Source organism: Microbacterium sp. NPDC056044 (assembly GCF_042267145.1).
Classification (GTDB): domain Bacteria; phylum Actinomycetota; class Actinomycetes; order Actinomycetales; family Microbacteriaceae; genus Microbacterium.
The window spans coordinates 65,194-90,740 of record NZ_JBHJWZ010000001.1 but is presented as its reverse complement, the minus strand read 5'-3'; the positions used below and the strand labels follow the sequence as shown (position 1 = coordinate 90,740).

Annotated in this window: 22 protein-coding genes; 7 read left to right on the top strand and 15 right to left on the bottom strand. The window is 72.5% G+C overall.

What is annotated here, in order from left to right:
• Positions 1-3: 3 nt before the first annotated feature.
• The 4 genes from ACFC1I_RS00410 to ACFC1I_RS00395 all read left to right on the top strand — a co-directional run bounded on the left by ACFC1I_RS00410 (position 4) and on the right by ACFC1I_RS00395 (position 3,157).
• Positions 4-945 carry a MarR family winged helix-turn-helix transcriptional regulator gene (locus ACFC1I_RS00410; protein ID WP_376005725.1) on the top strand — a complete coding sequence of 314 codons (942 nt, stop codon included), beginning with the start codon at positions 4-6 and terminating at the stop codon, positions 943-945.
• Between the two features lie 111 nt (positions 946-1,056).
• Positions 1,057-1,488 carry an HtaA domain-containing protein gene (locus ACFC1I_RS00405; RefSeq protein WP_376005724.1) on the top strand — a complete coding sequence of 144 codons (432 nt, stop codon included), beginning with the start codon at positions 1,057-1,059 and terminating at the stop codon, positions 1,486-1,488.
• Positions 1,485-2,384: an LLM class flavin-dependent oxidoreductase gene (locus tag ACFC1I_RS00400; RefSeq protein WP_376005723.1), complete on the top strand. Its 900-nt coding sequence runs from the start codon at positions 1,485-1,487 to the stop codon at positions 2,382-2,384. The genes ACFC1I_RS00405 and ACFC1I_RS00400 overlap by 4 nt, the downstream gene beginning before the upstream one ends.
• Positions 2,381-3,157: an enoyl-CoA hydratase/isomerase family protein gene (locus ACFC1I_RS00395; protein WP_376005721.1), complete on the top strand. Its 777-nt coding sequence runs from the start codon at positions 2,381-2,383 to the stop codon at positions 3,155-3,157. The genes ACFC1I_RS00400 and ACFC1I_RS00395 overlap by 4 nt, the downstream gene beginning before the upstream one ends.
• A 9-nt stretch (positions 3,158-3,166) precedes the next feature.
• Here the strand turns inward: ACFC1I_RS00395 and ACFC1I_RS00390 are convergent, their stop codons facing one another.
• From ACFC1I_RS00390 to ACFC1I_RS00365, 6 genes are read right to left on the bottom strand one after another with little or no spacing between them, the layout of a single operon-like run.
• Positions 3,167-4,621 (bottom strand): MmgE/PrpD family protein, encoded by a 1,455-nt coding sequence (locus tag ACFC1I_RS00390; RefSeq protein ID WP_376005719.1) that lies wholly within the window; start codon positions 4,619-4,621, stop codon positions 3,167-3,169.
• Positions 4,606-6,189, bottom strand: coding sequence for an ABC transporter substrate-binding protein (locus ACFC1I_RS00385; RefSeq protein WP_376005717.1), 1,584 nt, complete (start codon positions 6,187-6,189; stop codon positions 4,606-4,608). Before ACFC1I_RS00385 ends, ACFC1I_RS00390 begins: the two co-directional genes overlap by 16 nt.
• Before the next feature lie 48 nt (positions 6,190-6,237).
• Positions 6,238-7,263, bottom strand: coding sequence for an MBL fold metallo-hydrolase (locus ACFC1I_RS00380; protein WP_376005715.1), 1,026 nt, complete (start codon positions 7,261-7,263; stop codon positions 6,238-6,240).
• Complete coding sequence (locus ACFC1I_RS00375; RefSeq protein ID WP_376005713.1) at positions 7,260-9,311, bottom strand: acetate--CoA ligase family protein; 2,052 nt, start codon at positions 9,309-9,311, stop codon at positions 7,260-7,262. The genes ACFC1I_RS00380 and ACFC1I_RS00375 overlap by 4 nt, the downstream gene beginning before the upstream one ends.
• Positions 9,311-10,453 (bottom strand): acyl-CoA dehydrogenase family protein, encoded by a 1,143-nt coding sequence (locus ACFC1I_RS00370; protein ID WP_376005712.1) that lies wholly within the window; start codon positions 10,451-10,453, stop codon positions 9,311-9,313. Before ACFC1I_RS00370 ends, ACFC1I_RS00375 begins: the two co-directional genes overlap by 1 nt.
• 25 nt (positions 10,454-10,478) lie before the next feature.
• Positions 10,479-11,408, bottom strand: coding sequence for a cyclase family protein (locus ACFC1I_RS00365; RefSeq protein ID WP_376005710.1), 930 nt, complete (start codon positions 11,406-11,408; stop codon positions 10,479-10,481).
• A gap of 84 nt (positions 11,409-11,492) precedes the next feature.
• Here ACFC1I_RS00365 and ACFC1I_RS00360 point away from each other — a divergent pair, with 84 nt between their 5' ends.
• Positions 11,493-12,995, top strand: a complete 1,503-nt coding sequence (locus ACFC1I_RS00360) for a cytochrome P450 (RefSeq protein WP_376005708.1) — start codon at positions 11,493-11,495, stop codon at positions 12,993-12,995.
• 69 nt (positions 12,996-13,064) lie between these two features.
• Positions 13,065-13,604, top strand: coding sequence for a nuclear transport factor 2 family protein (locus ACFC1I_RS00355; protein ID WP_376005706.1), 540 nt, complete (start codon positions 13,065-13,067; stop codon positions 13,602-13,604).
• A 79-nt stretch (positions 13,605-13,683) separates the two neighbouring features.
• Here ACFC1I_RS00355 and ACFC1I_RS00350 read toward each other — a convergent pair whose 3' ends face one another.
• The 6 genes from ACFC1I_RS00350 to ACFC1I_RS00325 all read right to left on the bottom strand — a co-directional run bounded on the left by ACFC1I_RS00350 (position 13,684) and on the right by ACFC1I_RS00325 (position 21,487).
• Positions 13,684-15,183 carry a CoA-acylating methylmalonate-semialdehyde dehydrogenase gene (locus ACFC1I_RS00350; RefSeq protein ID WP_376005705.1) on the bottom strand — a complete coding sequence of 500 codons (1,500 nt, stop codon included), beginning with the start codon at positions 15,181-15,183 and terminating at the stop codon, positions 13,684-13,686.
• 57 nt (positions 15,184-15,240) lie between these two features.
• Entirely contained in the window at positions 15,241-16,014 is a 774-nt protein-coding gene (locus ACFC1I_RS00345) for an enoyl-CoA hydratase-related protein (RefSeq protein WP_376005703.1), read from the bottom strand.
• 23 nt (positions 16,015-16,037) lie between these two features.
• On the bottom strand, positions 16,038-17,324 hold the full coding sequence (locus tag ACFC1I_RS00340) for an NAD(P)/FAD-dependent oxidoreductase (RefSeq protein WP_376005702.1): 1,287 nt from the start codon (positions 17,322-17,324) through the stop codon (positions 16,038-16,040).
• Positions 17,314-18,825 carry a class I adenylate-forming enzyme family protein gene (locus ACFC1I_RS00335; protein ID WP_376005700.1) on the bottom strand — a complete coding sequence of 504 codons (1,512 nt, stop codon included), beginning with the start codon at positions 18,823-18,825 and terminating at the stop codon, positions 17,314-17,316. The genes ACFC1I_RS00340 and ACFC1I_RS00335 overlap by 11 nt, the downstream gene beginning before the upstream one ends.
• Positions 18,826-18,929: 104 nt before the next feature.
• Positions 18,930-20,288 (bottom strand): amidohydrolase family protein, encoded by a 1,359-nt coding sequence (locus ACFC1I_RS00330; protein WP_376005698.1) that lies wholly within the window; start codon positions 20,286-20,288, stop codon positions 18,930-18,932.
• The gene (locus ACFC1I_RS00325) at positions 20,285-21,487 is read right to left on the bottom strand and encodes a CoA transferase (protein ID WP_376005697.1); all 1,203 of its coding nucleotides are present in this window, start codon (positions 21,485-21,487) and stop codon (positions 20,285-20,287) included. The genes ACFC1I_RS00330 and ACFC1I_RS00325 overlap by 4 nt, the downstream gene beginning before the upstream one ends.
• 41 nt (positions 21,488-21,528) lie before the next feature.
• On the opposite strand from ACFC1I_RS00325, the gene ACFC1I_RS00320 reads away from it, so the two are divergent.
• Positions 21,529-22,551, top strand: a complete 1,023-nt coding sequence (locus ACFC1I_RS00320) for an enoyl-CoA hydratase/isomerase family protein (RefSeq protein WP_376005696.1) — start codon at positions 21,529-21,531, stop codon at positions 22,549-22,551.
• A gap of 15 nt (positions 22,552-22,566) precedes the next feature.
• Here ACFC1I_RS00320 and ACFC1I_RS00315 read toward each other — a convergent pair whose 3' ends face one another.
• The 3 genes from ACFC1I_RS00315 to ACFC1I_RS00305 are packed head-to-tail and all read right to left on the bottom strand — an operon-like array spanning position 22,567 to position 25,531.
• Positions 22,567-23,565 (bottom strand): TIGR03617 family F420-dependent LLM class oxidoreductase, encoded by a 999-nt coding sequence (locus ACFC1I_RS00315; RefSeq protein WP_376005695.1) that lies wholly within the window; start codon positions 23,563-23,565, stop codon positions 22,567-22,569.
• On the bottom strand, positions 23,562-25,121 hold the full coding sequence (locus tag ACFC1I_RS00310; protein ID WP_376005693.1) for an FAD-dependent oxidoreductase: 1,560 nt from the start codon (positions 25,119-25,121) through the stop codon (positions 23,562-23,564). The genes ACFC1I_RS00315 and ACFC1I_RS00310 overlap by 4 nt, the downstream gene beginning before the upstream one ends.
• On the bottom strand, positions 25,118-25,531 hold the full coding sequence (locus ACFC1I_RS00305; protein WP_376005692.1) for a nuclear transport factor 2 family protein: 414 nt from the start codon (positions 25,529-25,531) through the stop codon (positions 25,118-25,120). The genes ACFC1I_RS00310 and ACFC1I_RS00305 overlap by 4 nt, the downstream gene beginning before the upstream one ends.
• Between the last annotated feature and the right edge of the window lie 16 nt (positions 25,532-25,547).

The following is a 25,547-nucleotide window of genomic DNA, read 5'->3' as shown; positions in this document are numbered from 1 at the left end:
CTCGTGCGTTCGCAGCTCAGACATCCGCTGCTGGATTACTTCCGCATCCTCGAGCTCCGGGCGCGGAGCACCGCCGTGCGCGATCGCGTCGCCGCCGAGACCGGCCTGCCGCTGACACCGCTCGACAATGCGGCGCTCGTCGTCATCGAGCGCGAGCCCGATCTCACGATCTCGCGCTTCGCGGCGGCGACCGGGGTGAGCGTGGCGCGGGCGAGTCGCCAGGCGACCAGGCTCGAGGAGTTCGGCCTCGTCGCGCGCGCGACCGCTCCGCACGACGGGCGCTCCGCCGTGCTGGCGCTCTCGGACGCCGGCCTCGATGTGCGCAGCCGCTGGGGCCACCACTGGCCGGCCGATTACGAGAACGCCATCGCCCCGCTGGACGACACCGCCCGCGAGGCGCTCTGGACCGGAATCCCGCGGCTGCACGCGGATCTCGCACAGCGGCCCGAGCTGCGGGGGCTCGGCGCGGGAGCCGCGCCGAACGTGGGCGCCCGTGACATCTCGGTGCTGGTCGCGTTCGCCCAGTGGGCGGCGCCGATCGTGTATCACCCGTCGTACGCCCGGGCCCTCATCGAGCGTGCCGGCGCGCGGCTGAGCCCGCAGTCCCTCTTCCTCCTGCGGGTGTGCGCCGGGTCCCCGCCGATGGACATCGGCGACCTCGCCGCGCGGGCGCACATCGACCCGTCGTCGGTGAGCCGTCACATCGCGAAGCTCGCCGACGACGCGCTCGTCGTGCGGTCGCCGAACCCGGCGGACGGCCGCAGCACCGTGACCGAGGCGACGATCGGCGGCCGCCACCTGCTGCAGGTGATGGAGGCCTTCGAACTCGCTCCCATCGGTCGCGCGATGGCGTCGTGGGATCCGGTCGACGTGAACGCGACGCTCACCGCGGTGGGTGCGCTGGCCGACGGCCTGTACGCGCAGTCGCTCGTGACCCCGGCGTGATTGCTCTCCATCACGTATCTCCACGGACCCGCCACACCTGATCTTTGATCAGGTAGGCTCGATCCACGCGGCCGGCGCGACGGCTCGCGACCGTCGAGGAGGAGGCGCACCGTGGCGTCACTGGAATGGCCCATCCGCCGATCGCTGCTCGCCTACGTCGGCGAGCTCGACGACGGCGAGGTGATCCTGGGCGACGGCGCGCAGGACTCCCCCGGCGGCTTCCTGTTCCCGTCCGCCGGCGCCGACAGCGACGCGCTCCGTTTCTCGGGCGCGGTGACGGTCACCGGTTACGAGGGTGCGCTGACGCTCCCGGTGGTCGAGCCGTGGATCGAGCCCGACGACCACGGCCACAAGCTCACGATCCGCGACCCCGCCACGCCGGGCGCGCGCATCCGCCTCGTGACGATCGCGCGGCTGGAACGCCGGGACGACGCGTCGGTCCTCGGAACCGGCGTCGCACTGGCATCGCCGGGTTCGCTGCTGCTGACCTTCGGGCCCTACACGGCGGGCACGCGCTTCGACGACCTGCGGATCACGGTGTGACCGCCGACCGGGCGGTCGCGCTCGACGGCATCCGCCGGCGCATCGGCCCGGTGGGCTTGTGGGCGGGCGGTCTGACCCGCGCGTCGGAGGGCGTGCCGGCTGCCGTGGCCGTGGCCGCCGAGAGCGCCGGTTTCGGGGCGGTCTGGGGCGGCGAGGTCCTCACCGGGCGCGACATCTTCGACGTCCATGACGAGATGCTTCGCGCCACGGCCTCGCTCACGACGGCGACCGGCATCGCGAACATGCGGGTCCGTGACGCCGCCACCGCGGCGCGACAGGTGCAGGCGATCCACGCGCGTCATCCCTCGAGGTTCATCGCAGGGTTCGGCACGAGCCATCGCGAACTGACGGGCGACGGGGTGCCGGCATCCGTCGTCGACACGGCCGGCGAGTACCTCCGCGCCGTGCGCGCCGTGTCCGGCACCCCGGCCTCGCCGCCGATGCTGCTCGCCGCGCTCGGCCCCCGCATGCTGCGGCTCAGCGCCGAGCAGGCCGATGGCGCGCACACGTACTTCGCGTCCGCAGCGCACACGGCCGGTGCGCGAGCCGTGCTCGGCCGGGTCCCCCTGCTCGTCCCCCAGCTGGCTGTCGTGCTGGGTGAGCAGCACAGCGTGCCCGACGCCGCGCGACGCCACACGGCGGGCCTGCTCGCCAAGCGCAACTACGCCCGGCACGTCGAGCGCATGGGGCTCGACCCCGCAGACGGCGATGCTGTGGCACGTGCCCTCGTCGCGGCGGGCGATGCGGATGCCATCGCCCAGGCCGTCGCCGAGCATCTCGCGGCGGGCGCCGATCATGTCGCGATCCAGCTTCTCGGCGTCGAGACAGACGAACTCCCCGCGCAGGCGGAGGAGCTCGCCATGCTCAGCGGCGCGGTGCGGAGCGTGGCGGCATGACCGAGGACGCGGCGCCGCTGCTGCTCGTCGAGGACGCCGGTCCCGTTCGGATCCTCACGCTCAACCGTCCGCGATCGCTCAATGCGATCTCTCGCCCGCTGGGCTACGCCCTGATCGAGCAGTTCTTCGCCGCCGACGAGGATCCGAGCGTACGCGTCGTCGTGCTGACCGGTGCGGGCGACCGCGCGTTCAGCGCCGGCGGCGACCTCAAGGAGCGCATCTCCGACAGCGAGACCGCCGCCGAACGCGAGCGGTTCGCCCACGACCTCCTCGAGCGGCGTCGCTCGACTCTCTCGATCGCGGCCGTCAACGGCCTGGCATACGGCGGCGGACTGGAGCTGGTGCTGAGCTGCGACTTCGCGATCGCCGTGCCCGAAGCCCGCTTCGCCCTGCCCGAAGCCACCCGCGGCATCCTCGCGAGCGGCGGCGGGATCGTGCGGCTGCCGCAGGTGATCGGGCGTCAGCGCGCGCTGCGGCTGGCGGCGACAGGCGACTCTATCGACGCCGACACGGCGCTCGCGTGGGGCATCGTTTCGGAGGTCGTGCCGGCCGAAGACCTCCGCGCGGAAGCACTCGGACTGGCCGATCGTCTCGCCGCCGGCGCGCCGCTGGCCGTGGACGCCACCCGGCGCATCATGCTCGCGCTCGAGAACGACGAGCGGGCGTGGGAGCTCAATTCCGAGCTCCGACGCATCGTCGGGGCTTCGGCGGACGCGCAGGAAGGCCCGCGGGCGTTCGCCGAGAAGCGGCCGCCCCGGTGGAGCGGCCGCTGAGCGGTCCCGTCACAGGGAGGCGGCGGGCAGCCGGCGTGCGCCGAGCAGACCGGTGAGCTCTGCGAGGTCCTCGATCTCGTCGAGCCGGGCCGCCGCCTCGCAGAGTCGCGCGACCTGGGCGACCCCCAGGATCGGATCCAGGAAGCCGTGCGCCTTCGCGACGACCTCGTCGTATGCCGCGGCGGGAGCGCCGCGGACAGGGTCGCCGCGCACGTAATCGCACGACGCCGTGAACACCGATCCCCGCGCGCGCACGACCACTCCCGCTCCCCCGCTGAAGGCCACGCGCCCGTGCCGCTCGGCAGCCGCCGCGTCGCGCAGCCGCTCCGACATGGCCGGATCCTCCACGACGCGCACCCGCGGCAGGAACGACACCACATCGGCCCGGGCGCGCGTGCGCGCGTCGTACCACTCGGGCCCCGGCTCGACGCCGTGCGCGACGAGCGCCGCGTGATAGGGCGCGTTGAACACGAGGTTGAGCGGGTCGGCGGCATCCGCAGGATCGGGATCGAACACCCTCGGGATCTTCGGGTTGCTCAGCGCCAGCGCGCTGACGCGCACCTCGACCGCGTCGATCTCGCCGGCACGCAGCCCCTCGTCGCGCACGATCGCGGCGAACGCGCCGATCGGACCGCTGATGAAGCGGCACCCGGGAAAGAACTTGATCGACGTCTGCGTCACCGACCACACCCGGCCGAGGTCCTCGAACGACGGGATGGGATGCTGCACCCCGGCGAGCAGCTTCTCGTCCACGCACTCGAGCCTGCCCGTGAGCCCTGCGGCGGCGCGGTGTGCCGCGTCGACGGCAGCACGGGCCTTGCTCGCGTAATCGCAGTAGTTCACGTCAGCGAGAGGAGCGACGTTGCCGCCGTCTCCCGGGGCGAGGGCCGCGGCGATCGAGAGGGCGTGCGCGACAGTGGCCTCATCCTCGCCGAGGGCGACCGCTGCGGCGACAGCCGCGCCGATCGTCATGTACTCGTTGCGGCTGGGCTGGAACTCCGCGACCGGAGTCTGCGGCGGCAGCGGCGGGCGGCGCGCGAGGTGGAGTGCTCCCGAGACCTCGAAGCCGGCGACGAACGCCTCGAGGACGTCCACGCCGCTGCGGCCCTCCTGCTCCGCCACCGCGAGGGCCGTCGCCAGATGGAGGTTGGCGGTGTGCGAGAAGAAGAGGCTCTCCTGTGCGCTCAGCGCACCGCCGAACTCTGAGTTGAGAGCCGCGGCGGTGGCAGCATCCATCCGCTCCGCCTCCCCCGCCACCGCGCTGCGGCCGACGCCCGCGGTGCGCAGCATCGCCGCGGTGAGCCTGGACGTGCGCGGCTCCACGGCGGTCCCCGCGACGATGCAGACGAGGGTATCGAGCACCAGCAGCTTCGCCGCCGCGCGGGCGTCGACCGGAAGGGACTCCCAGTCGACGCCCGCGGCGAAGCGCGCCAGGCGCTCGGCGCTCGCTACTGCGACAGCCATGCCTCGTCGAGGTAGACCATCGTGCTGCCTTCCCACGGGTGACCCGTGATCCCCAGGTGCAGATCGGCCGAGTGCGCCATCGCCATCTGGTACGGCGCGATCCACACGAGCACGGCATCGTCGCGGATGATCCCGGCGACCTCCTGCCACGCGGCGTTGCGGTCCTTCAGGTCGACGGCGTCGCGCGCCTCGAGCAGGGCCGCGTCGAGCTCGGGGATCGCCGCGCGACCCCAGTTCTGCCCGCCCGAGTAATAGCGGCTCCAGACCGTCGGGAAGCCGGACGACGCGGTCGAGCCCTGCAGCAGCTCGTAGTCGCCGTTCGCCTGCGCCTGCGTGTGGGCGGCCGTGTCGACCGCGCGCAGGTTCGCGGTGATGCCGATCTCGGCCAGCTGCGACTGCACGTACTGCGCCTCGGTCGCGAACGACGGGATCGCGTAGTGGACGTAGTCGACGACGGGCTCGCCGTGCTCCGCGGTATACTCCCCGACGAGCTTGCGTGCCTTCTTGAGATCCTGCGGGTAGGTCGCACCGTCGAGGCAGGCGGGTGAGCCGACCGGGAACGGGATGCAGTCGGTCGTGCCGTCCCAGTTCTCGGTGCCGCCGAACAGCACGCCGGCCGTGGTCTCACCGCTGAAGGTGTACAGCAGGGCCTCGCGCAGCCGCGCGTCGGCGAACGGCCCCTTCGAGGCATTGGGGATGACGGCCTCACCGCCCGTGGGGATCGGCTTCAGCTCGATCGTCGGGATGGATCCGACCTGCGTCCAGGCCGAACCCGGTACGAGGGCGAGATCGGTGCCGCCGGCGATGAGGTCGTCCGTGCGGGTCTGCGGATCGACGCGCACGTGGTACTCCACGCCGTCGAGGTAGGGCTTGCCCTCGTCCCAGTAGTCGGCGTTCTTGGTCAGCGTGAGAGTGTCGTCCCGCACCCACGATTCGAGCACGAAGGGTCCCGCGCCGACCGGGTTCGCGTTGAACGCCTCCGGGTCGGCGAGCGCCGCTGGCGACCCGATGAGGCTCGCGGGCGACGAGCCCGTCAGCGCGAGCGGGAACGAGCCGCTCGGCTGCTTCAAGGTGAAGGTGACCTCGTGGTCGCCCGTCGCCTCCATCGTGTCGATCGCCGAGAGCATCGCCTTCGCGGTGCTCGTGGAGTCGGGCGAGATGTGCCGTTGCAGGTTGAAGATCACCGCCTCGGCGTCCAGCGGGGTGCCGTCGGAGAAGTTCACCCCTTCGCGCAGCTCGAGCACCCACGTCTGACCGTCGGTGGACGAGATGCCCTTAGCGAGCTTCGGCGAGACCTCGTCGGTGAGCTCGTCGCGGTAGAGCAGGGTGTCCATGATGGCGGCTGCGCGCTCGAGCCCGGAACCGACATTCGTCACCCTCACGGGATCGAAGCCCTGCATCTCGGTCAGCGCCGCGATCTGCGCGACGCCTCCGGTCTGGATCTCGGCCGACGCGCTCGACTGTAGTGCGTCGCCAGGGCTGCCGCCGGAGCCGCACCCGGTGAGCAGGAGTCCGACGGCGGCGACACCAGCGGCGATCGAGAGGGAAAGACGTCGAGATCTGATCATTTGCGCATCCTCACGCGAGTGTGAACATCGGCGGTCACATATCTTTGATCAGATTAGCAGGTACAGCTCCGCGCCGCCCTCGATACGGAGCTCGGCGCGGCCGAGGGCCACGAGCCGCCGCAGCCGCGCGAACCCGTCGGCGAACGCGAGGAAGAGCTCGTCGCCCTCGAGGTCGGCGAATCGCGCCGCTCCCCCGCGCCACCGCATCCGCGACACGACGTCGAACGCCGTCCGGGGCGTGGCGTCGAGCGCCTCCGCGGCGGGCCGGAGCTTCGCCTCCGCATACGCCAGGTGATCGTCGATGAGCGCGCGAGGCTCGTCGACGACCGGCCCGTGGCCGGGCAGGCACACGCGGATCGAGGCGCCCTCGGCGCGCAGTCGCTCGATGCCGGCGACGTAATCCGACAGCGGATCGGGCGGCGTGAAGGCGCGCACGGTCACGTGCGGATTGCCGTGCCCGCGCGGCAGCAGCGCGTCGCCCGAGAAGAGGATGCCCGTCGTCCGCTCGAACAGGCACACATGCCCCGGAGTGTGCCCCGGCGTCTCGATGATCTCGAACACGCGACCGCCCACGCGGATCGACTCCGACCCGGTCAGCCACTGCGGATCGGGCACGTCGAACTCGCGGTCGGGCAGCTTCCCCCGCACGATCCGCCGCGCCTCGCCGGCCGGGAAGCCTTGCCCCTCGTACCAGCGGACGGCGGACGCCTCGTCGGGAAGCCCTTGATAACCCGCAAGCGATTCGACCGTCGCCCGTTCGGCCCGATGGAGCGCGACCGTCGCCCCGGTCTCGGCCGCGAGCCGCCGCGCGAAGCCGGCATGGTCGCGGTGCGCGTGGGTGAGGACGATGGTCGACACGGCGACGGGTTCGACTCCGGATGCTGCGAACAGCTCGTCGAGGTGCGCGCCGTCGTCGTGCCACCATGCGGTGTCGACGAGCGCCGCCTCATCGCCGTCGGCGATCAGATAGGCGTTGTTCGACAGCCGGTAGCGGCCGCTCACGACCTCGTTCGTGGCGCGCCAGATCCCCGGCAGCACCTCGGCCACCGGGGACACCGCTGTCGCCTCGGTCACGCGTACAGGTGCACCTTGGCGTCGAGCGACACCACGCGCCCCGTCGCGTCGATGACGAGGGGGTTGAGGTCGATCGACTCGATGCGCCCGTCGCGCAGCATCAGTGCCGACAGGGCGTCGAGCACGGCGCGGAAGCCGTCGTGATCGGCGACGCCCGGGGCGTAGCGCGCGAGCGCGACCTCCTGCTGGCGCGGCGAGAGCGGCAGCAGGCGCAGGCCCACGTCCTTGTCCTCGACGCCGGATCCACCGGGTCCGACGGCGAGGAGCACCTCGCCGTCGGCGCCGCGCGAAAGCCCGACGAAGTACTCGTCGGTGAACGCCACGCGCTCCGAGAACGTGACCGCCGAGTCGAAGAGCGCGCGGAGGTAGCCGGTCGCGGCGACGGCGGCCGCAGCATCCGGAACATGCGTCAGCACCCCGCCCGCCTTCGCACGGTGCGCAAGGCCGGCCTCGGCCTTCGCGACCAGCGGGAAGCGCGCGCCCGCGAGTGCGGCGGCAGCGTCGGCGTCGCGGGCGACGGTCCACTCCTCGGGCCACGCGAGCGGCACGTCGGCCAGGACAGCGCGCATCTCGTCGCCGAGCACGACCCGCGTCTCGGCGCCCGCGCGGGACGCGTCGCCGACGGCCGGCTCCGCTCCCGCGTCGCCGCGCGCCCACGTCGAGAGCGCCTGCAGCTTCGCGATCGTCTGGCGCATGCCGAGTCCCACCACGACGTCGTCGCCGAGCACCTGCGACGCGAGCAGCCCGCGGCGGTCGATGCCGGTGCCGAGCACGGCGAGCTTGCCCGCCTCCTGCGTGAGGCGCGCCCCCTCGGTGATCCACGCGTACTGCGCCGTCAGGTGCTGCTCGGGCACGTCGAAGATGTGCACCGCGATGTCGATGTGCGGGTCGGCGGCGAAGGTCGACACCAGGCGGCGGAACTCCTCCGGTGCGCCGAGCAGGCCCGCGCCCATGTCGAACGGGTTCAGCGGCGCATCGGCGTGGTCCTCGCCCACGAGGGCGACCGCAGTCTCGCGCGTCGGCTGCGGCACGACGATGTCGCTGCCGGCGACCTCGTCGCTGAACGTGATGCCGAGCCCGCCGCTGCCGGTGAAGACGCCCACGCGGCCGTCGCCCCAGCGGCGGAAGCCGCCGTTCTGCAGGCCCTCGAGGCTCGAGGCGAGGTCGTCGAGGTTCGTGACGAGCGTCACGCCGTACTGCTCGGCGATGCCGCGCACGAGCCGCAACGGCGTCGCGATCGCGCCGGTGTGCGACGCGGCGAGCGCCTGCCCTTGCTCGGAGCGACCGGCGAACTGCATCACGAGGGGCTTGCCGGCCTCGGCAGCGCGCCGGGCGAGCCCGGCGAAGCCGCGCAGCGACCCGATGCTCTCGACGTACAGGCCGATCGCCGACACCTCGGGGTCTTCGAGCAGCACCGTCGCAAGGGTGACGTAGTCCATGACCGCGCCGCCGCCGAGCGTGAACGCGGAGTGCAGGCCGATCTGCCGCTCGATGACGGTGTTGGTCATCTGGATCAGCACCGCGCCGGACTGGCTGACCAGCGCGATCCGGCCGGGGGTGATCTCGCCGCGCAGCGACCCGTCGAGCACGTTCACGCCGTGCACCGGCGCGAGGAAGCCGATGGACTGCGGACCGAACAGCGGGATGCCGGTGCTGCGCGACCAGTCCGCCAGGCGCTGCTGGTCGGCGACGTTGCCCTGCTCGGCGAAGCCGCCGCTGAAGACGATCACGCCGCGCGCGCCGCGCGCCGCCAGGTCGTCGAGCACGGTGAGGGCGATCTCGCGCTTGACCAGCAGCCACACGATGCCGAGCTCGCCGTCGACGTCGGCGACGGTCTCTGCCACCGGGTAGCCGTACACGGTGCCGCCACGCGGGTTGACCAGGTTCAGCGCGCCCTGCCATGGCCGGTCGAAGCGCTCGATGGAGTCGAGGATGAGGCGCGTCGTGCCCGCCGACTCGTTGGCGCCGACGATCGTGATCGCCGGGGTCTGCCACATGTGCGCGAGCGCGGCGTCCCATCCGGTCTCGACTGCTGCGGCCATCGTCATCACTTGCCTCCGTAACGCTTGAGGACGTCCTTGCCGACGATCATCTTCTGCAGCTCGATGACGCCCTGCCCGACCTCGTAGAACTTGCCCTCGCGGTACAGCCGCTCGAGCACCATCTCCTGGGTGAATCCGTACGCGCCGCACACCTGCATCGCGAGGCTCGTCACCTCGCGCGCCATGCGCGCGCAGACGATGCGAGTGGATGCTGCGATCACCTTGAGGTTCGGATCGCGCCGGTCCACCGCCTCGGCGGCGGCGTGCACGACCGCACGGGCGCCGTCGACCTGCGCGGCCATCTCGCCGAGGATCCCCTGGATCGTCGGGAACTTCTGGCCGATCGGCTCGCCGCGGTGCTCACGCCCGAGCGCGTAGGTCGCCGCCTCTTCGAGCGCGCGACGGCCGATGCCGATCGTGATGGCGCTCGCGCGCACCTTCGCCTCGGACTCGGTGCCGACCATGATGTCGAAGCCGCCGTCCTCGGCGCCGAGCAGGGCGCTCGCGGGCACCCGCACGTCGATCGAGACCGGGGCGGTGCCCTGGCCGCCGAAGGCGAGCATCTTGATGGGCGGACCCGGCTGCCAGCCGGGGTCGGTGGTGTCGACGAGGAACGCCCCCAGGCGGCGCTCGCTGGTCTTCGCGAAGACGAGGGCGACGTCGGCGTGCGGGGCGAACGACGTGAACATCTTCGAGCCCGTGATCACCCACTCGTCGCCGTCGCGGCGCGCCCACGTCTGGATCTGCTGCGGGTCGGAGCCGGTCTGCGGCTCGGTGAACGACCAGGCGCCGAGGAGCCCGCCGCTGATGAGGCCCTGACCCCAGCGCTCCTTCTGCTCGGGCGTGCCGAAGCGGTCGATCGCGGTGGCGACCTGCACGGTCGGCCCGGAGTACAGCGCGGCGCACGCGCCGTGGCTCGCGACCTCTTCGATGCCCTCGACGTACGCGCGGAACGAGCCGTCGTGGCCCGCCTCCTCGTCGACGAACGGCATGGTGGGCAGACCGAGCTCGCACAGCAGCTCCCACAGCTCGCGGGAGAACTCCTGGGTGCGGTCGACCTGGGTGGCGAGGTCGCGGATGCGCTCCTTGCCGACGTCGCGGAGGATGGCGAGCAGGTCGGGATCGAGCGGACGGGATTCGACGGTCACAGCGGGCCTTCTGCGTCGGGCCGTGTCAGAGCACGGCGATGGGAGAGAGCGGGCTGCCCGTGCCGCCGCGCAGACGCAGCGGCAGGGCGATGAAGAGGAAGGATGCCGCGTTCCTGCGGCTGAGCTCCTCCAGATCGAGGAACTCCAGGAGGTAGATGCCGCAGTCGCGGATGAGGAACTGGTGCACCGGGCACACGGTGCCGGGTGCCCACGGGATCACCTCGACGCCGCTGTTGTCGGCGCCGACGAGCGTGACGTCATGGCGGGCGAGGTACTCGGACGCGTCGAGCCCGATGCCCGGGCGGTCGCCGTGGTACTCGATGCCCTCTTCGCGGTACGCCGTGATCCAGCCGGTGCGGATGAGCACGGCATCCCCCGCCTGCAGTTCGACGCCCTGTGCGGCGAGCGCCGCGGCGATGTCGGCCGCCGTGATCTCGTAGCCGGGCTCGAGCCGCGTCACGCCGAAGTGGCGAGGGAGGTCCACCAGCACACCGCGCGAGAGGAGCGGCGGCGCCTTGTCGATGCCGAGCTTGCGCAGGCCGCCCGAGCGCACCTCGGTGTGCGGGTAGCCGTTGTAGAGCGTGTTGTCGTACCAGACGTGGCCGAGCGCGTCGAGGTGGGTGGTGCCGCCGTGCACGGCGAGGCTCATGTGATCGGTCGCGGACTGGAAGCCGCTCGGCGCCGTCATGCCGGCGAGGAAGTCCCCCGCATCGCGCAGCATGAAGTGCTGCGGCTCGGCGCCGTTGCGCGGGGCGTTCCGATCGCCGATCACCTGACCGAGCGGAACGATGTCGCCGGTCTGCGCGAGGGCGAGCGCCGCGAGCACGGCCGCCGGTGTCGAGTGGTTCGCGGCACCGCGTTGGTCGTCCTCCCCCCAGCGCCCCCAGTTGCTGAAGTCGGGGCGCGGCGGGGCTTCACCGTCGGCCGCCCGCGGCGAGAACTGCGACGTACTCACGGTGTGTCCCTTTCGTTCGGCATCGAACCTCTTCGCACGAGCATCTTATATGATCAAAGATCAAGTGTGACCGAAGGAGGTCCTATGGACATCGTCGTCGACGCAGCCGGGGTGCGCATCGCCGCCCCCGAGACGCTCACGTCTTTCTCTGTTCTCAGCAGCCTTTCGCTCGCGGAGGTCGATGCCGCGCTGCGCGCCGTGGAGCTCGGTCACGTGCACGACGGTCACGCCTGGATCTCGGCGGACCGCCTGCGCGAGCGGGCCGCGGCGCTCGTCACCGCTCCCGACTGGCACGACCAGTACGGCCGCATGGTCGACTACGCCGTCTCGAAGGGCTGGTGGGACGATGAGCAGCGGCTCATCCGGGCGCACGTGCAGTCCTCGGCCGAGTACCCGTTCTCGGCGCGACCGGCACCCGAGGCCGTCGCTCAATTCCACCGCGTGGCCGCCGACCGCCCGATGACGCGCGTCACCATGCCGTTCGGCGGCGACGTGTGGGTGGTCCACCGCAACGCCGCCGCCCGTGAGGTGCTGTCCGACGGGCGATTCGTCCGCGAGCCCTTCCGCACCGGCAGCCGCGACGTGCCCTACTTCGTGCAGTTCCCCGCCTTCCTCAAGAGCACGCTCCAGTTCGAGGACCCGCCCCACCACACGAAGCTCCGCCGCCTGGTGCAGCGCGCGATCTCGCCGGCGGCCGTGAAGAAGATGCGCGACTCGGCCGCGGCGTTCGCCGACGAGCTGCTCGAGGCGATGGCGGCGAAGGGCAACCGCGCCAACCTCGTCACCGAGTACGCACTGGCGCTGCCGATCCAGATGCTCGCGAACCTGCTCGGCGTGCCGGCCGACGACCACGAGAAGTTCGAGCGGTGGGCGTCGTCGACGCTCGCCGTGGCGGGCGCCGCACCCGAAGACATCGCGCGCGACATGGGCGAGCTGCACGCCTATCTCACCGCGCTCATCGCCGCCCGCCGCATCGACCCGCGCGAGGACCTCATCTCGAGCCTCGCCCGCGCGCAGGACGCCGACGAGACGCTCGCCGACGAGGAGATCCTGACGATCGCGATGCTGCTGCTCGTGGCCGGATTCGACAACACCGCGAACTTCATCACGATCGGGGTGTCGTCGCTGCTGCACCACCCCGACCAGCTCGCCGCGTTCCGCGAGGACCCGGCCGGCCTCGCCCCGACCGCCGTGGAAGAGGTGCTGCGCCACGGCCGGTTCTCGCTCGGCACGCCGGTCGCCGGCATCGGCGGGCTCGTGCCCTTCGTCGCGACGGAGGCCGTCGAGATCGACGGCGTCGTCATCGCCGAGGGTGAGGCGGTCCTCGTCGACCCGGCCTCGGTCAACCACGACGGCATCGCCCTCGAACACGACGACCGCCTCGACATCACGCGCGAGCAGAACACGCATCTCACCCTCAGCTACGGCCTGCACCACTGCCTCGGCGCGCCGCTCGCGCGCATGGAGATGCAGGTCGCGCTGGAGCGCCTGTTCACCCGTTTCCCGCACGTGGCGCTGGACGGCGACCCGGTCGTCAACGAGAACCACCTCAGCCGGCCGATCGTCGAGCTCAACGTGACCTGGTGACGCGGCATCCGTTCCGCTGAGCGGGAGGCCGCCCTTCGGGCGCTGCCGCGGCGATGCGAGGATCCGGGCATGACAGAAACGATCGATGGCGCTCGTTGGTCCCGCGAGGAACTCGAGGGCGCCTATCAGAACTGGTACAAGACGATCAACGAGGCGGCCTCCGGCCAGGCGAGCTGGGAGGAGTTCCTCGCCCTCTACACCGACGACGTCGTCTACCACGACCAGATCCAGGGCGATCTCGAGGGGCGCGAGAGCGTCCGCCAGTGGGCCAGCATGGCGCTCGACTCGTTCCCCGGCGACCAGTTCCGGTTCCCCGAGATCTGGCACGCCATCGACGAGACGCAGGGGCTCGTCATCGCGCAGATCAAGAACGAGATGGTCGATCCCGGCGACGGCGTCGTCGCGTGGGAGCCGCACATCAGCGTCATGACCTATGCGGGCGAGGGCCGCTTCTCGGCCCAGACCGACGCGTACGACGTCGAGAGCTTCCTCACCATGATCAAGGAGTGGGGCACGCGCGCCATGAAGGCCGGCTTCCTCGACGCCGAGCAGCGCGGCTGGTACGAGATGGTGTACCCCGAGACCGTCCCCGACGAGGTCGCCTCGTAGCACGCACCCACAGCAATCCGCACACAGCAGAAGGCGGTCACCGGCGAGGAGCCGGTGACCGCCTTCTTCAGGGATGCGGTCAGTGCATCGTCGGGATGACGAAGCTCGCGCCCTCCTTGATGCCCGAGGGCCAGCGGCTCGTGACCGTCTTGGTCTTCGTGTAGAAGCGGAACGCGTCGGGACCGTGCTGGTTCAGGTCGCCGAAGCCCGACTTCTTCCAGCCGCCGAACGTGTGGTACGCGATCGGGACGGGGATGGGCACGTTGACGCCGACCATGCCGACGTTCACGCGGACGGTGAAGTCGCGGGCGGTGTCGCCGTCGCGGGTGAAGATCGCCACGCCGTTGCCGAACTCGTGGTCGCTGGCCATCGCGAGCGCCTGCTCGTAGTCGTCGGCGCGCGCGATCACGAGCACGGGCCCGAAGACCTCTTCACGGTAGATCGTCATGTCGGTCGTGACGTGGTCGAAGAGGGTCGGGCCGAGGTAGAAGCCGTTCTCGTAGCCCGGCACGACGTGGCCGCGGCCGTCGGCGAGGAGCGTGGCGCCCTCGTCGATCCCCTTCTGGATGTAGCCGCTCACGCGTTCGACGGCCTCGCGGGTGACGAGCGGGCCGTAGTCCACGCCTGTGTCGAGGGCCGGGCCGATCTTCAGGTCCTTGACGCGCTCGGCGAGCTTGGCCGCCAGCGCGTCGGCCGTCTCGGCGCCGACCGGCACCGCGACCGAGATGGCCATGCAGCGCTCGCCGGCCGAGCCGTAACCGGCGCCGATGAGCGCGTCGGCGACCTGGTCGAGGTCGGCGTCGGGCATCACGATCATGTGGTTCTTGGCGCCGCCGAAGCACTGCGCGCGCTTGCCGTGCTGAGCGGCCGACGTGTAGATGTAGTGTGCGATCGGGGTCGAGCCGACGAAGCCGATCGCCTTGACGCGATCGTCTTCGAGGAGCGTGTCGACGGCCTCCTTGTCGCCGTTGACGACGTTGAGGACGCCGGCGGGAAGCCCCGCCTCGAGGAAGAGCTCCGCGATCTTCAGCGGCACCGAGGGGTCGCGCTCGCTGGGCTTGAGGATGAACGCGTTGCCGGCGGCGAGGGCCGGGCCCGCCTTCCACAGCGGGATCATCGCCGGGAAGTTGAACGGCGTGATGCCCGCCACGACGCCGAGCGGCTGGCGCATCGAGTAGACGTCGATGCCGGTGCCGGCGGCGGTCGTGTACTCCCCCTTCAGGAGGTGGGGTGCGCCGATGCAGAACTCGATCACCTCGACGCCGCGCTGGATGTCGCCGCGGGCGTCGTCGATCGTCTTGCCGTGCTCGCTCGAGAGCAGCCGCGCGAGCTCCTCGGTGTCACGCTTGACGAGGTCCACGAACCGCATCAGCACGCGGGCGCGGCGCTGCGGGTTGGCGGCGCCCCACTCGACCTGCGCGCGCTCGGCGTCGGCGATGGCGGCACGCACCTCGTCGGCGCTCGCGAGCGGCACGCGCGCCTGCACCTGGCCGCTCGAGGGGTCGAAGACGTCGGCGCAGCGCCCGGACGTGCCGGCGACGTGCTGGCCGCCGATGAAATGCGTGAGTTCACGGACCATGGGTGGTCTCTCCATATCCTGACCGCGGCGCGGTCGATGTCGGGTGCCGTCGGGCGTTCAGCGGTGCTGGAACACCGCCGGGCGCTTCTCGAGGAAGGCGGCCATGCCCTCCTTCTGGTCGTCGAGCGAGAAGAGCGACGCGAACACGTGCCGCTCGAACCGCAGTCCCTCGCCGAGCCCGCTCTCCTGCGACGCGCGCAGCGCCTCCTTGGCGGCGTACGCGACCGGCAGCGATCGCGACGCGACGGTCTCTGCGATGGTGGATGCTGCGCCCTCGAGCTCTGCGGCCGGCACCACGCGCGAGACCAGGCCCGCACGCTCCGCCTCGTCGGCGCTCAGCGACCGGCCCGTGAGGATCATGTCGGCGGCCTTGGGAAGCCCGATGGCCCGCGTGAGCCGCTGCGTGCCGCCGAGGCCGGGGATCACGCCGAGCGTGAGCTCGGGCAGCCCGAACGAGGCGGTGTCGGCGGCGAGGATGATGTCGCACATCAGCGCCAGCTCGCAGCCGCCGCCGAGCGCGTAGCCCGACACCGCGGCGATCAGCGGCGTGCGGACGCGCGTGAAGTGCTCGAACGCGGCGAAGGGGCTCGAGAGCGTCATCTCGACGGAGGTCTTGCCCGACATCTCGGAGATGTCGGCGCCGGCGGCGAACGCGCGCTCCGACCCGGTGATGACGATCGCGCCGATGCCCTCGTCGGCGTCGAACTGCTCGGCGGCGTCGGCGACCTCGGTGACGAGCTGCGAGTTCAGCGCGTTGAGCGCGCGCGGTCGGTCCAGCGTGATCCACCCGACCCGGCCGGTCGTGGACACGCGGATCGTCTCGTAGGTCATGGCGGGGCCTCCGGGTGGGGTGCTCAGGCGCTCACGGCGTCGCGCAGCACGACGGCGAGCTTCTCGGACGTGTCGGCGAGGCGGGCGGGGTCCACGCGCACGTCGCCGGCGAGCGCTCGGCGCACGGCCGCGAAGTCGGCGGGCGAGTTGACGCAGTCGGCGGCGATGAGTCGCCCCTCACGGAGGTAGAGGAACGTCACCCGGTCGGCGGCGGGGTCGCCGCGCACGATCACCTGGTCGTGGCCGCTCGAGAGTCCTGCGATCTGCAGCTTGAGGTCGCCCTGGTCCGACCAGAACCACGGCACGCTGCGGTACGCGACCGGGGTGCCGAGGATCGTCTGGGCGGCGTGGTTCGCCTGCTCGACGGCGTTGTTCACGCTCTCGAGCCGCACGCGCGTGAGCGTCGGGTCGACGGGGTACGGGCTCGGGAGGTTGGCGCAGTCGCCGATCGCGAGCGTCCAACCGTCCGAGGCGAGTGAGTGGTCGTCGACGACGATGCCGTTGTCGACCTCGAGGCCGAGCTGCTCGGCGAGTTCGACGCGCGGCGCGACGCCGACGCCGAGGGCGACGAGCTGGGCCGGCACGACGGTGCCGTCGGCGAGTTCGACGCCGGTGACCTCCCCATCGCCGCCGGTGCGGATGCCGGTGATGCGCGCGTCGAGCGTGACGTCGATGCCGCGGCGGCGTGTGGCGTCGAGGTAGTAGGCGCTCGTCTCGGCGCCGACGGCGCGGCCCATGAGCTGCGGAGCGGCCTCGAGCACGGTGACGTGGCGGCCGAGCTTGCGGGCGCTGGCGGCGACCTCGAGACCGATGAACCCGCCGCCGATCACGACGACGTTCTCGGCCGCGGCGAGTCGTTCGCCCAGGCGCACGGCGTCGCCGGCATCGCGGAGCGTGATGACGCCGTCGGCGTCGGCCCCGGGGATCGGCAGCCGGCGCGGCGACGCGCCGACGGCGAGCACCAGCCGGTCGCACGTGATCGCGCGTCCGGCCGAGGTGCGCACGATCGCGCCCTCGGCGGTGCGCTCGACCGACTCGACCCGCTCGCCCAGCAGCACGCCGATGCCGTTCTCCGAGAAGAAGGCGGACGAGCGGAACTCGAGCCCGCCGAGTGCCTCGTCGCCCAGCAGATAGCCCTTCGACAGCGGCGGCCGCTGGTATGGGAGGTGCGGCTCGTCGCCCACGATCGTGATCGGCTTGTCGTACCCCGCGTCACGCAGGGTCGACGAGAGCTGCACGGCGGCCTGACCGCCGCCGACGATGAGCACGCCGGTCACGAGGTCGGCAGCGGCCTCTTCTTCATGCGCCATGGCGGGCCTCCATGAGTTCGGCCTTGAGGGCGCGCCGCAGGAGCTTGCCCGTCTCGTTGTAGGGAAGCGCGTCGCGGAACAGCACGCGCTCGGGAACCCGGGTGCTGCGCAGCTGCGAGGCCACCCAGCGCTTGAGCTCGTCCTCGGTGACGTCGCGCCCGGCGACGGCGACGACCGCCGCGACGGCGACCTCGCCCCACTGGTCGTCGTGGACGCCGACGACCGCGGCCTCGGCGACCGCGTCGTGCAGGGCCAGCACCTCTTCGATCTCGCCCGGCGAGAGGTTCTCGCCGCCGCGGACGATGACGTCGTCGAGGCGGCCGTCGACGAACACATAGCCGTCGGCGTCGATCCAGCCGGCGTCGTTGGTGTGGAACCAGCCGTTCTCGTCGGTCACCGAGGAGTGGGAGTACTCCCCCGACACCTGGGGTCCGCGCACCCACAGTTCGCCGCGCTCGTCAGGGCCGAGCACGGTGCCGGCGTCGTCGCACGCGACGAGCTCGACCGACGGCAGTGCACGCCCGACCGAGCCGAGGCGGCGGCGCACCGCGGGGTCGTCCGACGCGATCGCCTGCCGGTGGTCGTCGGGGCCGAGAACGGCGATCGACGACGTGGTCTCGGTGAGTCCGTAGCCGTTCACGAAGTCGACGTGCGGGAGAAGCTCGAGCGCGCGCGTGACCACGGGCAGAGGCATCCGTCCTCCGCCGTAGGAGAGGTTGCGCAGATGCGGGAGGGTCTCGCCGGTCTGCTCGAGCACCTCGACGATGCGGGCGAGCATGGTGGGGACGACCATCGCGTGCGTGATGCGCTGCTCGCGCGCGATGCGCACCCACTCGGCGGCGTCGAAGTTGGGCAGGTACACGATGCGGCGGCCGCTGTAGAGCGCGGTGAGCAGGCCCGCGACACCCGCGATGTGGTACGGCGGCACGGCGACCAGCTGCGCCTCGTCCGGGTCGGACGAGAGGAAGTCGACCGACCCGAGCACGTACGAGGTCAGGTGTCGGTGACGGAGGATCGCGACCTTCGGCTTGCCGGTCGTGCCGCTGGTGTGAAGGAGCACGGCGGGCAGCTCGTCGTCGTCGGGCGCGTCGGCGTCGAGCGGCGCGGTGCCCTGCACCGCCGCCCGGAAGCCGGGGATGTCGAACGGCACGACGGCCTCGCCCGCGACGTCAGCGCCGAGGGCGAGCACATCGGCCTCGGCCACCAGGACGGCGGGGCTCTGCTCCTCGATGATGGCGCCCAGGGGGCCGGCGGCGAGGCGGTAGCTGACCGGCACGAAGGGGGTGCCCGCGAGCGCCGCGCCGAAGAGCGCCACCGGGTACGCCTCGGACGCGACGGTGACGTAGACGACCGGCCGGCCACCGTCGGCCTGCAGACGGCTCGCCGCGCGGCGGGCCTCGTCACGCAGGGCCGCGTAGGTCAGCCCCTCGGTGCGGTCGCCCACGATGACGCGGTCAGGATCGGTGTCCGCGAGCATGTCCAGCAGCATGAACACATTCATCCGCGTCTCCTTCTCATCCGTGAGCGGGTGGGCGATCGAACTCCGTCGGGCACGTCGTCGACCCAAACAATATCATTTATCGAATATCTGCGAGCGCTTTTCGCTCAGATGACGTCGACGTCCTCACCGTCGATCAGAACGCGTCGCGGCAGGAACGGGGATCGCCGATCCCGCACGATGCGCTCGAGTTCCGCGTCGACCACGATCACATCGGCACGCGCGCCGATGCGCGGGCCCGCGGCGAGACCTCGCAGCGCTTGCCGCCACGACACGCGCTGCTCCGGCACAGCGACCTGACCCGACGCGGTGCGCCTTTCGACCGCGTCGCGCAGCCACCGGGCCGGGTCGAGGGGGCCGTACGGCGCATCGCTCGAGTACCGCACCCGGACGCCCGCCGCGCACAGGTCGCGCATCGGGTAGAGCGACGGCAGGTCGGCGGGATCCACGTCGCTGAGGTAGGCGTCCCCGCGCTCGGACAGGAACCCCGGCTGCGTCACCACCCTCACCCGGAGCGCAGCGAGACGCTCGATCACCGCGGGCGGCAGCACCGAGCCGTGCTCGACGCGGTCGCCGCGCCGCACGCCGGCGGCCTCGAGTGCGAGCACCAGCAGGTGGGCGCTCGCGGCGGTCACGCAGTGCACGGCCACCGGGCGCCCGGCCGCGTGGATCTCGGCGATGCGCGCGGCGAGTGCGTCGAGGTCGGGCAGGTCTGCCTCGTCGAGCACGAGCTTGAACGCGCCGACACGCACCCGCGCGACCTCGGGCCGCCAGCCGAGGGGCGCCCCGAGCAGCGTCAGCCGCTGCGGCAGGTCGCCGCACCGGACCGCGTCCTCCAGCAGCCGCAGCGACGAGGCGTCGAGGTCGGGCGTGGCATCGGTCACCGCTGTGATGCCGTGCCGCAGCAGCAGTCGCCCCACCGCCGCGAGGTCGGGAGCGCGCGTCGGCACGCGCTCCCGCAGCCACGCGTCCGCGCGCCAGAGTCGTCCGGTGGGCTCGCCGCGGTCGTCGCGCTCGATGCCCTCGTGGTCGAGCGGGCCGACGCGCTCGAGCGCCGCGGTGTTGAGCGTCCACAGCATGCCGGTGCGGTGCTGCACGCGCACCGGCACATCGGCGCGCAGCGCGTCGAGCGCCCGCGCATCGAGGTCCCCGGTGAACGACTCGTGCGCACCGGTCACGCGCAGCCACCCGTCCGGGCCGACGGCGTGCCCGCGGATCGCCTCGCGCCACGCGGGCGCGGACATCTCGACAGGACAGACGACGGATGCTGCGGCCCCCGCAAGCGCGAGCAGGTGCAGGTGGCGGTCGTGAAGGCCGGCGAGCACGCGGGTGTCGGCGCGTGTTCGCGCACCGCCGTCGGCGGCAGGCAGGACGCGCGCGATGCGTCCGTCGCGGATCTCGACGTCGCAGACGCGCTCCGAGTGCGGACCCCATTTCACGGCAGTGAGCGTCGAGCGGGCGGTCATGACGGCCACTCCGGCGACGGCCGGCCGGTGCGACCGCGGAACGCGTCGCCGCCGAGCGTGGCCTCGACGATGCCGGCCATCGAGCAGTCCCACACGACGCCGCCGTCGGTGGCCGACGCCGCCAGCGCCGCCGCCGTGAGGCCGGTCAGCGGGTCGGCGATCGCGTCGCCCGCGAACACGGGTGCGCCCTCGGCGTCGACGGCGACGAGGCCCGCGGCCGCGGCGACGTCGTCGCCGAACCCGACCCGGTCGCCGGCCCGTCCCGCGGCGGTGATCGACACCCATGTGGCGCCGCGGCGCGCGTGGGCCTCGGCATCCAACCCCCACGCGCGCAGCGCGCGCGGGCGCGAGGCCTCGATGACGATGTCGGCGGCGGCGACCAGGTCTTGCAGCACCCCGCGGTGGGCGGCCGACGCGGGGTCGACGGTGCGCAGCTCGTGCCCCGCGTGCAGCTGGGCGTGGAGTCGCGGATCTCCCCGGCGCGACCCGTCGGGGCGCGCGACGGTCTCGATCGTGGTGACGTGCGCGCCGGCGCGGCCCAGCAGCCACGCGGCGAGCGGGCCCGCCCACATCGCGCTGAAATCGACGACGCGCAGGCCCGCGACGGGCCGGGCCTCGAGCGCCGCCACCGCGGACGGCACGCCGCGCCGCGCAGAAGGCTCTGGCGCATCGCGCCACCGCGTCGGGCGCACCGGCGCCCCGGCGATGCCGAACGTCTCGAACGCCTCCGCGATCTCGTCGGCCCCGCGGTCGGCCGCCCACGTCGCGACCTCGTCCCACGGCACCACGGCCTCGGTGATCGTGGCGCCGACGGCGGCGGCGAGCAGCCAGGCGTCGTCGTCGCGCGCGGCGCTGACGGCGATCCACCCGTCGCGGCTCGGCAGCAGGCGGCTGCCGCCGCCGGCCGATACCCGCCCCGATCGGCGCAGCTCGCGATACCGGCTCCGCTGACCGAGCAGCGCCGCACCGTCGAGCGACGCCGCGACACCACCGAGCGCCGCGGACTCCGCCACGCGGCGAACCATCGCGTCGGCGACGAGCGGAGCCGTCCCTGGCGGCCGCAGCGCCGGGCCGTCGGCGTGCCCTGTCAGGTGCCCCAGACCGGTGCGCTCCCACGCCGCCACGAGCTCGTCGGCGGGCGCGGCGACCCGGTGCGGTCGAGCCTCTTCCGCCACACGGCGGCTGCCGCCGTTCGACATGCCTACCATCGTAAGCACGGGCCTTCGACCAGAGGAGCACCATGCCCCCCACCGTGCAGACGGCCTCCGAGGTCCTGGCCGAGCGCCTCGCGCGGCCCGCGCCGCTGGCCTACCCGGCGACCGCGATCCGGCTCGACGACGGCGCCGACCTGCTTCCGGCGCTGGAGTCGCTCCGCGCCCGTCAGCACATCGTGATCGGCGTGCTGCGAGCGGGCGCCGCTCCCCCGGCCGAGGTGCTCGCGGCCTGCGACCTCGTCCTCGCGCCGGATGACCGGCATCCCTCCGCTGTCGGAGCCGATGACGTCGACGACGGAGCCGAGCGCGTCCTCGCGGCGATCGCACGCAACCCCCACGCCGCGACGGTGCTCGCCGACGTGCTGCGCGCGACCGAGTCCGCCTCGGTCGTCGACGCGCTGCATGTGGAGTCCCTCGCGTACTCGGCGCTGCTCGCCGGCTCGGAGTTCGCCGCGTGGCTCGAGGAGCGCCCCACCCGCCCCGTCGTCGTGCCCGACCGCCCGCCGGTGCGGGTCCAGCGCAGCGGCGACGAGCTGCGCCTCACGCTCGATCACCCCGAGCGGCGCAACGCCTACTCCGCCGCGATGCGCGACGGCCTCGTCGACGCCCTCGGCCTCGCCGAGGCGGACGACACGATCGCGCGCATCGTGCTCGCCGGCGCCGGTCCGTCGTTCTGCGCCGGCGGCGACCTCGCCGAGTTCGGCACCAACACCGATGGCGCCGAGACCCACCTGCTGCGCACGCGCGGCGGCGCGGCGGCCCCGCTTCACCGCCTGGCGAGCCGCGTCGAGGCGGTCGTTCACGGCCACTGCATCGGCGCGGGCATCGAACTGCCCGCGTTCGCGGCGACGGTGCGGGTACAGGGCGATGCCGTGTTCCGGCTGCCCGAGGTGCAGATGGGCCTCATCCCCGGCGCCGGCGGCACCGTCAGTATCCCGCGTCGCATCGGCCGTCACCGCACGTTCTGGCTCGCCGTGACGGGAACCGCGATCGACACCGCGACCGCCCTGCGATGGGGATTGGCGGATGCTGCGCTCCCCGCTCCGTGAGACCTGCACGCTGCGTCAGCCCAGCGCCGCTCGCAGCTCGTGCAGCGCGGCGGCCGTCGGCGGCGCGGGCAGCTGCAGGCACAGCGCGTCGACGTCGGAGTCGTAGCGGGCGCGCAGGGCCTTCGCCACGTCGGCCGGGGTACCGACGGCCGCGAACTCGTCGAGCACGTCGTCGGTGACGAGAGCCGTCATGGCGTCCCAGTCGCCGCGACGGGACTTCGCGTTCAGCAGGTCGCCGAGCTCGCCCCAGCCGTGCAGCTCCAGTGCGCTGCTGTACGCGGGGGTCGAGCCGTAGAACGCGAGCTGGCGGCGCACCGCGTCGCGGGCGATGCCGATCTCGTCGGCGGTGACGCCCACGCCGACCAGCGGCGAGGCGATGACGCGGAAGCCGTCGCGCACAGGCCCGCGACGCCGGCCGACCTCCAGAGCGGGCAGCGACACCTCGCGCAGGAAGCGCGCGCTCGCGAACGGATGCGCGAGGAAGCCGTCGCCGACCTCACCGGCGACGGCCGTCATGCGCTCGCCGAACCCGGCGATCCACACCGGCGGCGCGCCGTGCGCGAAGCGCTCCGGCACGAAAGCCGGCGGCAGAAGGGTGTGGCGGTAGTGCTCGCCGCGCACCGCGAGACGTGCCCCCGTCGCGTACGAGTCCCAGATCGCGCGCAGCGCCCGCACGAACTCGCGCATGCGCGGCGCGGGCGCCGACCAGGGCATCGAGTAGCGCAGCTCGACGTGCGGCTTGATCTGGGTGCCGAGGCCCAGCACGAAGCGGCCGCCCGACAGCGCCTGCACGTCGGCCGCCTGCATCGCGACAGTCATGGGGCTGCGGCCGAAAGCCACCAGCGCGGCCGTCGCCAGCGTCACCCTCTCGGTGCGGGCCGCCGCCGCCGCGATCGACACGATCGGATCGTGCGCGAGCTCGGCGACGGCGACACCGTCGAACCCCGCCCCCTCGGCGACGCGGGCGGCGTCGCGGTCGGGGGCGGGATCGATCGAGAGGAAGACCTCGGTCATACGGGTGCGGTGACCCCCGCGAGGTGATTCGCCGCGCGGTAGCCCCACACCATGCCGGTGCCGATGGGCGCGCCGGGTCCGGGGTAGATGGCGCCCGTGACGTTCGCGGCCGTGTTGCCTGCGGCGTACAGGCCCTCGATCTGCGTGCCGTCGGCGCGGACGACCCGCGCCTGGTCGTCGATGCAGAGCCCGCCCTTGGTGCCGAGGTCGCCCAGCACGATCTGCACGGCGTACAGCGGCGGCTGGTCGAGCGGGTGCAGCGCCTTGTCGCGCTCGAACCGCACGAAGAACAGGTCGTACGGGTCCTCGGCGCGGTGGAACTCGCTGTCGCTGCCGGCAGCGGCGTCGGCGTCGTACCGCTCGAGGGTCGCGGCCAGCGCGTCGGCGGGCACGCCGATCTGCTCGGCGAGGGCTTCCGCGGAGTCCGCGCTCACCCACAGGCCCGCCTCGCGGAACGCCGCCTCGTCGGGCGCCGGCTGCACGTACGACGGCACGTTCGCGTGGCGCGAATCGAGGATCCACCACACGCGCTGGTAGCCGCCGTTCTGGTCGTAGTAGTCCTTGAGCGCGTGCCCCATGCGGTCGTAGGGCTGCAGTTCGTTCGCGAACCGCTTGCCGTCGGGACCGACGAAGATGCCGTCCTGGATGCCGACGTTGAACGCCGCGCGACCGTTCGGGAACAGCAGGGCGGGCATCCACCACGCCTCGTCGAGCAGATCGGTGGCCGCGCCCAGCGCGACACCGGCCGAGATGAGGTCGCCCGTGTTGGTGCCGACGGGCCCGGCGGTCCAGTCGCTGCCCGGGATGTTGTGCCAGTCGCGGCGCGCCTGGGCATCGGACTCGAATCCGCCGGCCGCCAGCACGACGCCGCGGCGCGCGCCGATGCGACGCGGGCCGTCGGCCCCGTCGACCACGACGCCGACGACGCGGCCGTCGGCCTCGACGAGCTCGGTCACCGGCGATGCCGTCCGCAGCTCGACGCTCTCGACGTCCTGCAGGGCGCGCAGGAAGCGGCCGATGAGCGCCTGGCCGCCGACGAGCGTGTCGGCAGGGTGGCCGGCCGTCACACCGAACGTGTCGACCGCGACCGTCGCGCGCAGCTGGTCGACGGCCTCGCCGAGCTCGGCGCGCTCGACGGGCGCCGGGAAGAGGCCCCGGCCGAGGTCGAAGCGCCCCTTGCCCGGGAAGTAGTCCGGGAAGGGCGTGTGGATGAACTGCAGCCAGGGACTGGTGTCGGTGAGGAAGCGGACGAGCTCCGGTCCCGTCTCGACGTAGGTGCGCTGCAGGTGCTCGGGCGTGCGCCCGCCGACCAGCGCCGTGAGATACTCGAGGCCCAGCTCGACGGAGTCGTCGACACCGGCCTCGCGCACGACGTGGTTGCCGGGCAGCCAGATGCCCGCTCCGGAGTAGGCGGTCGTGCCGCCGAAGGCCGGGCTCTTCTCGAGCACGAGCACGTCGAGCCCGGCGCGGCCCGCGGTGTACGCGGCGCTGAGCCCCGCCGCACCGGATCCGACGACGACGACGTCGGTCTCGTCGTCCCACTCAGTTGACGTCATGGCGCTTCCTCGTTCTGCTCGGTGTCTTCGATGCGAACGTCCTCGTTCGACCAGATGGCGCGCATCGATGTGATCCGGCCCTCGGCGTCGAAGGTCATGACGTCGATGGGCGTGGTGGTGATGCGGCGTCCGGGGACGTGGACGTCGACCTCGAAGCCGAAGGCCGCGGTGCCGCCCGTGGCTCGGAAGTGCGTCAGCCGGGTGCTCCGGCTCAGGATGGCGAGCGGTCGGTAGAAGTCGACGATGGCCTCGCGCCCCTCGTGGGGCACGGAGCCGGCCGGGTCCTCGACGCTCGCATCGGGCGCGTAGAGGTCGGCGATCTGTTCGGGGGTTCCGTCGGCGACGGCGGCGAGATATCGCTCGACCGCGTCGCGCATCTGCTCCCGCGTCGGGAGAATCGTGTCGGTCATGGGCGCGGTCGCCCGG

Excerpts from the sequence above, each read along its gene's own strand:
- ACFC1I_RS00395 (WP_376005721.1), top strand. The coding sequence starts at position 2,381 with ATGACCGAGGACGCGGCGCCGCTGCTGCTCGTCGAGGACGCCGGTCCC.
- ACFC1I_RS00390 (WP_376005719.1), bottom strand. The coding sequence starts at position 4,621 with ATGGCTGTCGCAGTAGCGAGCGCCGAGCGCCTGGCGCGCTTCGCCGCG.
- ACFC1I_RS00385 (WP_376005717.1), bottom strand. The coding sequence starts at position 6,189 with ATGATCAGATCTCGACGTCTTTCCCTCTCGATCGCCGCTGGTGTCGCC.
- ACFC1I_RS00375 (WP_376005713.1), bottom strand. The coding sequence starts at position 9,311 with ATGACGATGGCCGCAGCAGTCGAGACCGGATGGGACGCCGCGCTCGCG.
- ACFC1I_RS00360 (WP_376005708.1), top strand. The coding sequence starts at position 11,493 with ATGGACATCGTCGTCGACGCAGCCGGGGTGCGCATCGCCGCCCCCGAG.
- ACFC1I_RS00355 (WP_376005706.1), top strand. The coding sequence starts at position 13,065 with ATGACAGAAACGATCGATGGCGCTCGTTGGTCCCGCGAGGAACTCGAG.
- ACFC1I_RS00350 (WP_376005705.1), bottom strand. The coding sequence starts at position 15,183 with ATGGTCCGTGAACTCACGCATTTCATCGGCGGCCAGCACGTCGCCGGC.
- ACFC1I_RS00345 (WP_376005703.1), bottom strand. The coding sequence starts at position 16,014 with ATGACCTACGAGACGATCCGCGTGTCCACGACCGGCCGGGTCGGGTGG.
- ACFC1I_RS00340 (WP_376005702.1), bottom strand. The coding sequence starts at position 17,324 with ATGGCGCATGAAGAAGAGGCCGCTGCCGACCTCGTGACCGGCGTGCTC.
- ACFC1I_RS00335 (WP_376005700.1), bottom strand. The coding sequence starts at position 18,825 with ATGAATGTGTTCATGCTGCTGGACATGCTCGCGGACACCGATCCTGAC.
- ACFC1I_RS00330 (WP_376005698.1), bottom strand. The coding sequence starts at position 20,288 with ATGACCGCCCGCTCGACGCTCACTGCCGTGAAATGGGGTCCGCACTCG.
- ACFC1I_RS00325 (WP_376005697.1), bottom strand. The coding sequence starts at position 21,487 with ATGTCGAACGGCGGCAGCCGCCGTGTGGCGGAAGAGGCTCGACCGCAC.
- ACFC1I_RS00320 (WP_376005696.1), top strand. The coding sequence starts at position 21,529 with ATGCCCCCCACCGTGCAGACGGCCTCCGAGGTCCTGGCCGAGCGCCTC.
- ACFC1I_RS00315 (WP_376005695.1), bottom strand. The coding sequence starts at position 23,565 with ATGACCGAGGTCTTCCTCTCGATCGATCCCGCCCCCGACCGCGACGCC.
- ACFC1I_RS00310 (WP_376005693.1), bottom strand. The coding sequence starts at position 25,121 with ATGACGTCAACTGAGTGGGACGACGAGACCGACGTCGTCGTCGTCGGA.
- ACFC1I_RS00305 (WP_376005692.1), bottom strand. The coding sequence starts at position 25,531 with ATGACCGACACGATTCTCCCGACGCGGGAGCAGATGCGCGACGCGGTC.